Origin of the sequence: Lacticaseibacillus salsurae (assembly GCF_045862175.1) — a bacterium.
Classification (GTDB): Bacteria; Bacillota; Bacilli; order Lactobacillales; family Lactobacillaceae; genus Lacticaseibacillus; species Lacticaseibacillus salsurae.
In genome coordinates this window covers 1-13,334 of record NZ_BAAFZI010000054.1, presented here as the reverse complement: position 1 = coordinate 13,334, position 13,334 = coordinate 1, and the positions used below count along the sequence as shown (strand labels likewise).

The 13,334-nt window shown below is 48.3% G+C and carries 11 protein-coding genes; 8 read left to right on the top strand and 3 right to left on the bottom strand.

Going from position 1 to position 13,334, the window contains the following annotated elements:
* Positions 1-245: 245 nt before the first annotated feature.
* Together ACKTSG_RS11815 and ACKTSG_RS11810 are read right to left on the bottom strand one after the other, a co-directional pair.
* A complete protein-coding gene (locus tag ACKTSG_RS11815; RefSeq protein WP_407895014.1) occupies positions 246-1,436 on the bottom strand; it encodes an aminotransferase class I/II-fold pyridoxal phosphate-dependent enzyme in 1,191 nt (396 codons plus the stop codon).
* 276 nt (positions 1,437-1,712) lie between these two features.
* A complete protein-coding gene (locus ACKTSG_RS11810; protein ID WP_407895012.1) occupies positions 1,713-2,879 on the bottom strand; it encodes a MalY/PatB family protein in 1,167 nt (388 codons plus the stop codon).
* A gap of 200 nt (positions 2,880-3,079) precedes the next feature.
* On the opposite strand from ACKTSG_RS11810, the gene ACKTSG_RS11805 reads away from it, so the two are divergent.
* From ACKTSG_RS11805 to ACKTSG_RS11795, 3 genes are all read left to right on the top strand, one after another.
* The gene (locus tag ACKTSG_RS11805) at positions 3,080-4,006 is read left to right on the top strand and encodes an EamA family transporter (protein ID WP_407895010.1); all 927 of its coding nucleotides are present in this window, start codon (positions 3,080-3,082) and stop codon (positions 4,004-4,006) included.
* Between the two features lie 417 nt (positions 4,007-4,423).
* A complete protein-coding gene (locus ACKTSG_RS11800) occupies positions 4,424-6,043 on the top strand; it encodes a peptide ABC transporter substrate-binding protein (RefSeq protein WP_407895008.1) in 1,620 nt (539 codons plus the stop codon).
* Between the two features lie 18 nt (positions 6,044-6,061).
* Positions 6,062-7,387, top strand: coding sequence for a M20/M25/M40 family metallo-hydrolase (locus ACKTSG_RS11795; protein ID WP_407895006.1), 1,326 nt, complete (start codon positions 6,062-6,064; stop codon positions 7,385-7,387).
* 132 nt (positions 7,388-7,519) lie between these two features.
* On the opposite strand, the gene ACKTSG_RS11790 is transcribed toward ACKTSG_RS11795, so the two are convergent.
* The gene (locus tag ACKTSG_RS11790; protein WP_407895004.1) at positions 7,520-8,035 is read right to left on the bottom strand and encodes a hypothetical protein; all 516 of its coding nucleotides are present in this window, start codon (positions 8,033-8,035) and stop codon (positions 7,520-7,522) included.
* A 1,341-nt stretch (positions 8,036-9,376) separates the two neighbouring features.
* Here ACKTSG_RS11790 and ACKTSG_RS11785 point away from each other — a divergent pair.
* The 5 genes from ACKTSG_RS11785 to ACKTSG_RS11765 all read left to right on the top strand — a co-directional run bounded on the left by ACKTSG_RS11785 (position 9,377) and on the right by ACKTSG_RS11765 (position 13,170).
* Positions 9,377-10,276, top strand: a complete 900-nt coding sequence (locus tag ACKTSG_RS11785; protein WP_407895002.1) for a serine hydrolase — start codon at positions 9,377-9,379, stop codon at positions 10,274-10,276.
* A 226-nt stretch (positions 10,277-10,502) separates the two neighbouring features.
* Positions 10,503-11,318: a glutamate 5-kinase gene (proB, locus tag ACKTSG_RS11780; RefSeq protein WP_407895000.1), complete on the top strand. Its 816-nt coding sequence runs from the start codon at positions 10,503-10,505 to the stop codon at positions 11,316-11,318.
* Between the two features lie 13 nt (positions 11,319-11,331).
* Positions 11,332-12,573: a glutamate-5-semialdehyde dehydrogenase gene (locus ACKTSG_RS11775; protein ID WP_407894998.1), complete on the top strand. Its 1,242-nt coding sequence runs from the start codon at positions 11,332-11,334 to the stop codon at positions 12,571-12,573.
* Positions 12,574-12,650: 77 nt separating this feature from the next.
* Complete coding sequence (locus ACKTSG_RS11770; protein WP_407894996.1) at positions 12,651-12,884, top strand: hypothetical protein; 234 nt, start codon at positions 12,651-12,653, stop codon at positions 12,882-12,884.
* A 43-nt stretch (positions 12,885-12,927) separates the two neighbouring features.
* Positions 12,928-13,170 (top strand): hypothetical protein, encoded by a 243-nt coding sequence (locus ACKTSG_RS11765; protein WP_407894995.1) that lies wholly within the window; start codon positions 12,928-12,930, stop codon positions 13,168-13,170.
* Positions 13,171-13,334: the final 164 nt, after the last annotated feature.

The window sequence follows — 13,334 nt, the reverse complement described above, 5'->3', positions numbered from 1 at the left end:
TATGCACTCGAATCCTTCTTTCTGGATTTTCTTGTTGGTTGCACACCAAGAATATCAGAAGAAGACGTTCGGGTGTTTTTTATTGTTCGGAAATTATGAATTTAAACGAGGTACGTTTGACAGTACCTTTCATGATAGCGCAGGTGAAAATGGTTTGTCGGCATCATAAGAAAAAATTATGTGTCAGGCTTGCTGGAAATCAGCACAAAAAAAATTCCTGATGGCAATCAGGAATTTTGAAGTGATCAAGCCGGTTTGTTTTCATCGATGTAAGCTTGTAGGCGCTTCATCGCTTCTGTCAAATCCGCCATAGAAGCCGCGTAGCTCAAACGCACATAATGTTCCCCACCTGGGCCAAAGCCGTTGCCGGCAATCAATGCTAGCTTGTTTTTATACAGCAAGTCATCGCAAAAATCATTGCCGTCTTGAATGTAGCCTGCAGGGATCTTGGCAAAGACATAAAAGGCGCCATTTGGGTTTGGGACGCCAAAGCCCATTTTGGTCATCGCCGCCACAACAAAATCGCGGCGTTTGATGTATTCGGCTTTCATGGCCAGTGAGTCTTCACGGCCGGCTTCAGTAGATAAAGCTTCAATGGCCCCAGCCATGGCTGGGTTGGATGGACAGGTGACGTTAAAGGCATGTGCCAAGATCACTTTTTTCATCAAGTCTGCCGGACCAGCGACAAACCCGATGCGCCAGCCAGTCATGGCGTGAGATTTGGACACGCCATTGATCAGCAACGTTTGTTCTGGCAACGCTTTGGCAAAGGAGTAGTGCGTCGAACCGTAAGTCAGTTCTGAGTAAATTTCGTCTGAGATCACGATCAAGTCGGTTTTGGCGATCACTGCTGCCAAAGCTTCCACTTGGGCTTTGCTGTAGGTCACACCAGTTGGATTTGACGGGAAGTTTAACAAAATTGCTTTGGGGTGCTCTTTGTCGATGGCTTGTTGCAATTGCTCAGGCGTCAGCACAAAACCAGTGCTTTCAGTATTCATGTAAACCGGTTGCGAGCCGTTGATGCGCACCAATTGGTCGTACAAAGAAAAAGTTGGGCTAGGCAGTAAGATCTTGTCGCCTGGGTTCAAGGCAATGTCCAAGCAGGCGTGTAACGCTTCAGTGGCGCCAACAGTGACGGTGACTTCGCTATTGGGATCATAGTCCAGATCATAGCGGTCTTTGAGAAAATGCACGACGGCTTGGCGGAAGGCTGGCCAGCCTGGTGTTGGCGCATAGTGAGATTCGTTGTTTTTGATCGAATTGATGGCGGCTTGTTTGATATGTTCTGGCACATTGAAGTCAGGTTCGCCTAAGGATAATTTAACGACTCCGGCGATTTTGCTGGCTTTGGCATCAAATACGCGAATGGGATTGGCGCCTAGGCCATCATAAGTATGTTTGAGATCTTTAAGTAAGCTGGGTTTGGTTTTTGGCATGAAAGTTCCTTCTTTCTATTTTTGCAGTTAAAAAAGACACCAGACGCATTTGCATCCGGTGTCAAGGTCACTTCGTTTAAAAGTGATATCAGCTTGACGCGCGGATGCATTCAGTCATCCGCGCGCCACAAAATTTCCCGGGCGTATCGGATGACTATCCGAAATACCGGGAGAAAAATCGTGGCGATGTGGTCAAGCAACGTGTCATATGGCTACTTCCTAACTTGTAATTGCCATAAATTTACAACGGTTTTTTAATCTTGTCAAGCATAGCTGTCATGACTGTTGTGCTGAAAATAAGTCAAGCCCATGTTGCAAGCGGCTCAAGCCCTCTTGCAACAACGTCGGCGGACAAGCCACGTTCAACCGGACAAAATCATGACCGTTGCCGCGGTAATCACTGCCGGCGTTGAGTTTTAAGCCCACTTCGGATTCAAGAAAAGCGGTGAGCATAGCGCTGTCATGGGTGTAAGCTGAAACATCCACCCATAATAGATACGTGGCACTAGCAGGCGTGACGATAGCCTCTCTTAAGTCAAATTTCCGCACTGTTTCAACGTTTTCGTTGAGTTGGTGCAGCAACGCCTCAAACCAGTCCGCGCCTTTGGTGTAAGCGGCGATCGTGGCAGGAATTGCCGTTAAATTAGGCTCACTGACTTGATAAACGCTTAAGCCACGGGCAATGTTTGCCCGCAAAGTCGGATCAGAAACGATCACCGTGGCGCCGTGGATCCCTGCTAAATTAAAAGCTTTGCTTGGCGATACCAACGTGATCAAATGTTTGCGCAAATTGTCCGCTAAGGTGAAAGTCGGGGTGTACTGTTGATCATTCAAGGTCAGATCGCCATGGATCTCATCTGCAAATAAGGTGACGCCGTATTGGTTGCAAAGCGTCGCCATGCGCGTGAGTTCATCGCGCGTCCACACTTGGCCGATCGGATTATGCGGGTTGCACAAGATCATCGCCGAGGTCAAAGAATCCGCCAAAGCAGTTTCCAACGCTTGCCAATCGATGTGGTACGTGTGGGTGCTGTGATCATAAGCCAGTTCAGCGGGCAAAACGTGGCGGCCAGCATTTTCAATCGCATTGAAAAACATATTATAAACCGGCGTTTGCACCACCACTGAGTCGCCGGCGTTGGTCACACGGCGCAGCGACGCGCTTAAAGCGGGGATCACGCCGGTAGCAAATAATTGCCAAGCTGACGGGATCGGTGCATGATGGCGACTTTCATACCAATCGCTGACTGCTTGAAAGTAGGCACGCGGCGGTTCTTCATAGCCGAAAATGCCAGTGGCGACTTTTTGCTGTAAGGCATCGATCACCGCTGGGGCAGTTTGGAAATCCATATCTGCGATCCACATCGGCAGTTGAGATTTAGGACCAGACCATTTAATCGAGTCGCTGCCACGACGTTCAGGTACCGTAGTAAAATCAAACATTTATTTTTCCTCCTCGTAGTCACAAACGCGATGTGAGATCGGCCAATATTAGGAAATGTAAATCACAGTCAACCTGTGGCTCATCATAAAACCATGATAAACCTTCAAGCGTTGATAAAGCGAAGTTCAAATTGAGTTTGGCGGACAAAATGCTTATAATCAATAACTATTGAAATAAAAGATAGGAACGGATAATCAAAATGCAACTTTCAGGATCATTGACGCGCTCGCAAAAGCCGCGCGGAATTTGTTATGCCATTGTTGGTACCATGCTTTGGGGGATCTCCGGATCGGTAGCCCAATACTTATTTGCGGCAGCTCAAGTGTCACCGACTTGGTTAGTCGGCGTCCGGTTGTTGTCGGCCGGACTCTTATTGCTGATTTGGTTTGCGATCGACACGCGGCAGTCTTTGTGGACGATTTTTAAAGTCGGCCAAGGTTGGCGATTGATCATCTTTGGATTATTGGGGATGATGCCGTCACAAGCCACGTATTTTATGGCGATCAGCTATGGCAATGCGGCCACGGCGACAGTACTGCAATTTCTTGGCCCGTTATTCATCATTGTTTATCTTGCTGCTGCCAATCGGCAACTGCCGCGGCGTGTGGATATGATCTCGATCGGGTTGGCGTTAGTGGGAACATTCTTGTTGGTGACACAAGGGCATTTGACTAGCTTAGCGCTGTCGGTGCCGGCAGTGATCTGGGGCGTGTTGGCTGGGGTCAGTCAAGCTAGCTATACGCTGTTGCCACGCAAATTATTGCAACAATTTGATGCCCGGTTAGTCGTCGGCTGGGCGATGATCATCGGCTCATTGGTCTTTTTGCCGCGCGTTGTTTTGGCGGCACCAGCACATTTAAGTGTGAACCACTTATTTGGGATCGGCTTTATCGTCGTCGGTGGGACCGCGTTGGCGTATTTGCTCTATTTGAAGTCATTGGCGTATCTTGATGCCAGTGCCACTGGCATGCTCAGTGCCTTTGAACCGTTGACTGCAACCGTTGTGGCAGTGGGCGTATTAGGGACGCGCTTGGCTGCGCCTGAATTGATCGGCAGCGCGTTGATCTTATTGACGACAGTGTTGCAAGCCATGCCGCAAAAGCATTGGGTGACTAGGCGAAAATAATGTTTTGGTTTATTTTGCCAAGGATGAGGGTTGACGTCAGCATCATTTCGTTATAGCATTGGGTCAATCGAATAATCGTTCATACAAACCGATGAGGTGGAGATCAAGATTGTTGTGCGCGCACAGAGAGCGACCGGTGCTGAGAGTGTCGTCGAACGCAGGCAGTTAAATGGACCACCGAGGGTTCCCCCGAAATGAGTACGGGGAAACGTGTTGGCATACGTCAGTTGTCGCAAGCGTGTTGGCGCTTGGCTAAGAGTGATTTCACTGAATAAGCAAAGCGCCTAGCAGGAGTCTATTCTGCTAGGCATTTTATTTTCTTTGAAGTCGAATTAAGGTGGCACCGCGGGAAACCGTCCTTAACAACATTGTTTGTTATGGACGGTTTTTTCGTATTACGAAAAGGGGTATCACCACATGAAAAAGTCAGTATTAGCAGTTGCAATCGTTGCAGTGATCGGCGGCGGGGTCGCCATTCGTCATTACACCCAAAAGCCGCAAGCCGCATCTAAAAATCGGGTCTTAAACGTCGCCGTATCCACTGAGCCAAGTTCTTTGGATCCGGCACATTCAGTGGATAATGTTTCCAGCAATATGATGTCACAGATCATGACGGCGATCTACACCCGCTCTGCTTCAGGTAAAATCATTCCAGCCATGGCAACCAAAGTGGTCAAACCCACTAATGGTGGGTTGACTTACACGATCCCGTTGCGTCACGATAATTATTTTTCCAATGGTGATCAAGTGACCGCCAAGGACTTTGTTTATTCGATCCAACGCATTGTTGATCCTAAAACCAAAACCGAATTTGCGTATAAGTTTGAAAATATCAAAAACTATCAAGCCATCTTAAATGGCAAAATGCCAAGCAGCAAACTCGGGATCTCAGCACCAGATAAATACACCTTAAAAATTGAGTTGTCCCAACCGGTGCCATATTACAATTCCCAATTGACTGAATATTACCCAACCTCTAAACGGGCAGTAGAAAAATATGGCGATAAGTTTGGGACAACCGCTAAAACCACGGTTTCAAATGGGGCTTACCGCCTGAAAGATTACGATGGCACTGGGGATGAATGGGATTATGTCAAAGATACCCATTACTTTGATGCCAAACACGTGAAAATCGACGATGTGCATGTCCGTGTGGTCAAAGATGCGGCAACTGCCAACAACTTGTTTGCATCAGGCAAACTTGATGATGCGCCGATTTCTGGCGCGATGATCGTCAAGAATCTGCATAACAAAGCCTTAGAAAAGACCCCAGCTGCGAATATGAATTATTTGCAGTTCAACACCAAGCGCAAAGATCTGGATAATGTCGATTTGCGCCGCGCAGTTTCATACGCATTGGATCGTCGGCAGTTGACGAAAAAAGTTTTGCAAGACGGCTCACAACCGGCCAAAGCTTTTGTGCCTAAGGGCTTAGTCACAGATCCTGCTACTGGCAAGGATTTCACTGCTGAAGCCACCCAGCCGATCACTTATGATCCAGCCAAGGCCAAAGCTTATCTCAAAAAAGCATTACGTGAAATTGGCAAGTCCAAGCTCAGCTTTACCTTATTGACGGCAGATAATGAAGTCGACAAGCAAGTTGGAGAATACATCCAAGGACAGTTGGCCAAAGTATTGCCGCAATTAAGCGTGACAGTGACCAGCGTGCCTAAGCAAACGCGGATCCAACGGTCGTTAGATGGTGACTTTGATGCTGTGTTGATGAGCTGGAATTCAAATATTCAAGATGCCTCGGATTACTTAGACACTGCCACGGCAACTAACATTTCTAACTTCTCCAGATTCAAAGATGATAAGTACACAGCTTTGATGAAGACAGTTGATACCACCACTAACCAAACGCCTGCCCAACGTTTAAGCGAAGAACAAGCCGCCAATGCGCGGGTCGTCAACGTCGCAGGTTATATTCCCGTTTTTCAAAGTGCCAATGATCGCTTGATCAATCGCAAAGTCGGCGGGATTCACTACACGTTGTTTGCCGATACCTATTACAAAAACGCTTTTTATAAGAAGTAACCAAAAAGGAGGTCGCCTATGTTTCCACAAGCTGAATTTCTTAAACAATATCTCGCGTTTCAATCCGTTTCACTACATGAACACAATCAAATTCAAGCGACTGCCGAATTCTTACGCGATCACTTTAATCAAATTGGCGCCCAAAATGTCCAGATTCTCACCACCGATGTGACCAACCCCGCGGTGTATGCTGAAATTCCAGCACAATTGCCAACTGATGTCACTGTGTTGTTTTACAACCATTATGATGTGCAACCTGCTGAGCCCCTTGAATTATGGGACAGCGACCCATTTACGCTGACTGAGCGGGATGGCAAGTTGTTCGCCCGCGGTATTAATGATGATAAAGGGGAACTTGCTGCGCGGTTGGCGGCAATCGAAGATCTACGCACTGCCGGCAAGTTGCCTGTGAACGTGAAGTTTTTAGTTGAAGGGGCAGAAGAACAAGGCAGTCCCAACTTGGAAGTCTTGCTCAAGCAGTATGCCGATTTATTGAAAGCTGATTTTTGTCTGTGGGAGTCTGGCGGCAAAGATGAAAAGGGTCAGCTGAAGTTCTCACTGGGGGTCAAAGGTGGCGTCGCGTTTCAATTGGTTGCTCGCAACGCTGATCATGATCTGCATTCCAGCTTAGGCGCGATCACAGAAAACCCAGCTTGGCATTTGGTGCAAGCTTTGGCGACACTAAAAAATCGTGATGGTGAGATCACGATTCCAGGTTTTTATGACGACATCATTGCGCTGACGCCGACGCAACAACAAATTGTTGCAGATTCTGAATTTGATTACGCCGCGTATGCCAAAAATGCTGGGCTAACACGGCCAGCAACCACATCTGAGCCAGCAGCGGCTTTGGTAGCGGCACCAAGTTTTACCATCAATGGCTTGTCCAGTGGTTATGAAGGCCCAGGCACTGGCAAAATGATCCTGCCACATGTGGCCATTGCTAAGCTTGATTTTCGCATCGTCCCTGGCCAAACTGTGGCACATACCATTGAACTCGTGAGACAAGCGCTAGATGCCAATGGCTTTGCTGATATTGAAATCACCGGCTTGTTAGGCGAACCGGCGTTTCGGACTGATCCTGACCATCCGCTTGTTCAAGCGGCGTTGAAGGCAGCGCGGGAAGAATATCCAGACGGCGTCAGTGTGGTATTAAATTCTGCTGGTTCTGGTCCAATGCCATACTTCTTTGCAATCAATCACGCGCCAATCATTTCAGTTGGGATCAGCAATGCCAACTCTGCGGCACATGGGCCTAATGAGAATGTGACGTTGGCTGATTATCAGCAATTTATTGCCTACTTAAAGACGATGTTAACAGCATTGGCAGCGAATTCATTTTAATGGTGCAAATCTGCGAATGAACTTGTATAATGGACCTGGTGAGTGAAGCACTTTCCTTATTTCTGCTCATTCACTGGCAAAGCGTTCCCCCCGGTTCATTTTGCCCCATCCCGACTGACCAGTCGGGATTTTTTAATGGGCGCGTTTTTCAAAGCGTAAAAATTCGCGCATCATCGTCGCTTGTTGGGCCTGGTTGATTGTTTGTAACCGGATATGACTGATGGCTAGTTGGTCAGCAGGTAGCTTTTTGGTGGCCAAGGCAACCAAACGGGCAGCTTGAACGGCAAGGTTTTGTTCTACATCGATCGTGTGCAGTTGCACTTGGCTGAGATCATTGAGCTGCGCGAACTCGCGCAACATGTTTTGCTGGTCGATCATTACCATTGGTGAAATGGCTCTTGGCAATAATTGATGATCGAAATAAAAATCAAGCGGTTGCTCAGCGGGTGTTGTTTTCAACAGCGGCAAGATCGTGGCTAAAAAAGGCAAGAAGGCGTGATCAAAATATTTGCGATCCACTACGACTTGACGGGCTTTTTGCTTGTGGAAAACCGAGCGCATCAGATCTTGTAATTGTGAAGGGGTCAAGGTGTCAAGCGGGCATGGGGATAAACGTTGCCACTGGTCTTGATAAAGTGCATGATTCATCCGTTTTTCAAGTCGAGTTGTGTCTTGGACGATTGTCACAATCAGTTCGTGAGGGTTGATGAATACGCAACTTAGTGCATATACGCCACTTTTGGCTGCTAAAGGACGCGGATGAATTTGATGAGTTATCGTTAGGTTATTGACGTCTAAAGTGATGGGCGGTTCGCGCTTTTGCGTTTTGAGACGTTCCAGTTCAGTCACAATTTCAGTATCGCCAAGTTGTAGACGGCGACCGATATTTTTCAAAGTCGCCCGACTCAAGGGCTCATCGCGTCGTAACTTACCAATGGTAGGCAATGAGACATGCAAAAAATTTGCTAAAATTGTATCTGAAAAAGGCAGCTTCAAGAATTCGTGAAATTTCAATGGCTTCACCTCCAATTTTGAGATTAGCACAGAGCGTCGATTAACGCTCGTTTGAAGCCTCAAAAAAGGCACATCTCCAGCCCCAAAGCTGAAAATGTGCCCATTATGCCCTTGGTTGGGCGTTTGTTATCGTCTGTAAGAGCTGAGCCAGGTATCTCAGCCGTTGTTAAGCCCGTGGGCTCTCATACGGCCACAGCACAAAATCACTGTGGGTAAAACGGTGGCGCAGGTGGAGACCGGGTTTTGCACGCGCTGATTGCAGGGAGTTGATAGCTTGAAGAAGGATGAATGGATCGGAGCCTGCGCTAGGTCGATTGATTCAACAACTGTGACAAGTATACCAATATCGATGCGATCAGCTGATCGTGACTCACTTTTTGCCGGAGTTACGGGTGACAATTTTCTTCGGCACGCCACCGCCCTTAAGGCCCACGGAAATCATACCATCGCGCTACGGCCCCACGATGGCTTTGGTGCCACAAGCCTCAGACGTGTACCTTACGCCTGCCGACTTGCTTTGAACATAGAACCTTTTTGTGATTTGCCAATTAAAAGGGTTCAACGGACTTTTAATTGGAATGTCAAGATAACACACCTTTAGCAAAAATGCAAGCGTTATCTAAAACTTTTTTGCCTGCAATGTGGCCAGATCTGCTTGTGCATTTTGAAGCTCATGCAAGGTCAAGTTTGATCCAAGTGCGGGAGAATAATGCTTGTGTCATCGTCAACGCTTCCTAGCGTTGTAAGGTAAACAAGAACGTGCAACGTTTGTGGACAAGGGGCGCTGATGCGCTGGCTACCTTGTTTTTGCTACTTACGCATTTCCTTTGACAGGAAAAAGTACTACTGCATGCAACGGGCATGACTGAGATTGATCGCGCTTTCATCACAATTCATTCACACTTTAGCCGCGAATTGACACATTGACTCTTGTAAACTCAATACATCAGTTCAATGTGAAAGCAGGAAATCGAGATGAAACATGTGATTGTGCGCACGCTGGCGTTAGGCCTGGCTTTCTTGGCAGTGATCAGCGGCGCTTTTGGCGTTCAACAAGTCGTCAGTGGCCGTGATCGGCAAATCACTGACGCGAAGGCATCAACGAGCAGTGTCGCCACCAGTTCAAGCGCAGACACCACAACCAATGCCAAACGCGCAGCGATCCAAGCCAAAGTCCAAGCTTACTTGACTCAAGTTGGGTCAGATCACACCGTCAGCGTTACGTTTAAAAATCTGACGCCGCAAGCTGGGTCGGCTGCGGCCAAAAATGCGGTATATAACTCAGGCAGTTTGACGGCTGCCGTCAACGGGGACACGTTAGAAACTGCAGCCAGCACTTATAAGTTGTTTATTGCGGCGTATTTGTTCAGTCATGGGTATGACTGGACGACGACGGCGCAGTCAGGTTTTGATCAAATGGTGGTGAATTCAGCCAATGATTTTTCCGAAAGTGTGCTGGCCCAATACGGGGATGCCACGATTGATCGTTATTTACAAAGCCAAGGCTGGAATACTGTTTTCAGCGCCGATCAAGCCGCCCAAACCTCCAGCAATACCTTGGCTTCGCTGCTGACGCAACTGCAAGCAGGCACTGGTGCGTTTCAAACTGCCAATTTGAGAAACTGGTTGCTCACTGACATGGCGCAACAAGTTTACCGCTCAGGAATTCCGCAAGCAGCAGGCACTGGGGGCACCGTCCAAGATAAAGTCGGCTTTTTAAATGACGTCAACAATGACGCGGCGATCGTCACCTTGCCAAATGGGGCGCGGTTTATTTTGGTGATCATGACGCATGGTCACGATCAGGCGACGCTAGATTTTTCGCGGATCAACACCATCGCCGAACACGTGATCAAGCTCGCATATGGCGCTTGACTTTTGTAAGTAGCGCGGGTATGATGCCCTTAAGTGGTCATAGTAGGGACTCACAGAAAGATGCACAACTGCTGAAAGTGCAACAACGTGCCCGAATCCAAGCCGCCGATCAATGAATTTGAATAATCAGTTTGTAAAAGTGTGAAGCGTGGCTTCGAACGAGGATGGTACCGCCCAGATCTGGGTGCCTCGATCGAAGGCACGCTTTTTGGCTCAGGAGGAACATATGATTCGCAGTCTGCAGCATTGTCACCGCATCGTGGTGAAAATCGGCACCAGTAGTTTGATCCACAAAAATGGCAAGGTCAACTTGCAAACCATCGACCGCTTAGCCTACACCTTGGCAGCGTTGAATAATCAAGATTACGAAGTGGTGTTGGTATCCAGTGGGGCCATTGGGGTCGGGTTGGACAAATTGCACCTCACCCAGCGTCCGGCTGCCATCGCCGAACAACAAGCCATCGCTGCCGTGGGGCAAGGCGAGTTGTTGCGGCTGTATATCCAACGCTTTTCTGATTATGACACCCAAGTTGGCCAAATGCTGTTGACGCATGACACGTTTGATTATCCGATCAGTCGTCAGCATGTATTGGATACATTGGAGACTTTGTTGCAACAATCGATCGTGCCGATCATTAACGAAAATGATACGGTGGCTGTCGACGAAATGGATCACCGCACGACTTTTGGTGATAATGATCAATTGTCTGCGTTGGTGGCCAGCCGCATCGGCGCTGATCTGTTGTTGGTGTTGTCAGACATCGACGGTTTGTATGACGCAGATCCTCACAAGTATCAAAATGCGCGCAAGCTAGAAGCAGTGACGCATTTGAGCCAAGACATTTTACAAGCAGCTGGTGGCAGCTCCACGCGCTTTGGCACCGGCGGCATGGTCACTAAGCTCAAAGCGGCGCAAACCATGATGCAAGCTGGCAAGGCGATGGTGTTATGTAGTGGGGCAGATCCACGCGTGATCTTGCGCGTATTGGCAGGAGAAGACGTTGGCACTTGGTTTGGCAAACATACAACCGTTCAAGCATAAGGAGGAAAAAGTCATGCAAGCAGCTGATTTGATCACTTTAGGACAACAAGCGCAACAAGCCGCAAGCGTTTTGGCGCAATTGGATAATGCGGCCAAAAATCGCGGCTTGATCGCGATGGCCGATGCATTGATCGCCCATACGCCAGAAATTTTAGCAGCGAATGCGCAAGATGTTGAAGCGGCTAAAGCCAGCAAGTTTTTAGATCGCTTGACCTTAACTGAGGCGCGCATTGCCGATATGGCGAATGGTTTGCGCCAATTGGCGACGTTGGCTGATCCCACCGCCAAAGCAGATAAAGCTTGGCGCAATGAAGCCGGGTTGTTGATCATTCAACAGCGCGTGCCGCTTGGCGTGGTTGGGATCATTTATGAAGCGCGGCCAAATGTGACCGCAGATGCCGCCGGGTTGACGTTAAAATCCGGCAATGCAGTGATCTTGCGTGGTGGTAAAGAAGCATTGCGGTCGAATCTGGCAGTGGTCAAAGTATTGCAAGCGGCGTTGGCGTCTGTGGACCTGCCAGCTTTGGCGGTGCAATTGGTTGAAGATCCTAGTCACGAAATCGCCAATCAAATGATGCATTTGAATCAATACATTGACGTGTTGATTCCCCGAGGCGGTGCCGGCTTGATCCAAGCCGTGGTCAAACAAGCCACAGTGCCAGTGATCGAAACTGGGGCGGGGAATTGTCACATTTATGTCGATGCTGCAGCTGATCTGCAAATGGCCATCGACATTACGGTCAATGCCAAGGTCCAACGGCCTAGTGTTTGCAACGCGGCGGAAAAATTGTTGATCCATCGAGATGTGGCGCAAGCCTTTTTGCCAAGTATTGCTAAAGCCTTGCAAGCGCATGGGGTGCAATTGCGCGGGGATGAACGTGCGTGCGCCATCGTGCCCGACATGATCCCAGCCACTGACGCAGATTGGGATACCGAATACAATGACTTGATCATGGCGGTCAAGGTGGTGGATTCGGAAACTGAAGCCATCCAACACATCAATGCGCATAATACCAAACATTCAGAAGCAATCATCACGGCTAATTATGCGGCTAGCCAACAATTTTTGCGGCAAATCGATGCGGCGTGTGTGTATGTCAATGCCTCAACGCGTTTCACAGATGGCTATGAATTCGGCTTTGGCGCCGAGATCGGGATCTCAACGCAAAAGCTGCACGCCCGCGGTCCCATGGGGTTGGATCAGTTGACCACGATCAAATATCAAATTTTAGGTGATGGCCAAGTTCGCGCGTAAAAATTCACAAGCGTCAAATTGGCAAGTGGTGCCTGCAAATGGTTACAATTAATATAAACCATTAGGAGGACATCATTATGACTGAATTCACACCAGGAATGTTGGTGCGTTGTTGCGCCAATGGCAATATGCTGTATGATTTTACCGGACAGATCACCAAACTTTATGAGCACTCTGCCATCGTCGAGATCCATCACTTTGATGCCCGCGATTTAGAAACCGCACGTGAACTGCTGTTTCGCATCGTGATCAGCCTTAACCAAATGGTTCCGGCGGCGATCGATATGGCTGTCGACGAAGCGGTGGGCTAAGTGTGTTATAATAGACTAAATCATTTTAGGGGGAAACACAGTTATGGCAGAAGAAATCGCCGTGGGTGATTTGGTCACCGTGCGCAAAAGCGCTAATGTTCCACTGAGCTTCAAAGGTACTGTGCAAAAGTTGTACGTCAACTCTGCAATGTTGACCATCGACAGCTTTGACGATGCTGATGCAATGATGGTCGAAGACCTCAAAGGCAAAACCGTTGTCAACTACAAGCACATTTTAAAAGGTGGCAAAGCGGTTATTCCGCCAAAGCCAGAAGAAAAGAAGTAAACAAAAAATCCTGCCAGTTGGTAGGATTTTTTTATTTCGCAAATTGCAAGAACAAGTTAGCCACCCCATGGCACGACACCGTGAGATGAACTGTTATCTTTGATGAGTTGAGTTAGCTGGCTACGACTACCTTGGCAGCTCGTCGCTGAGCTCGAGCGCGCTCA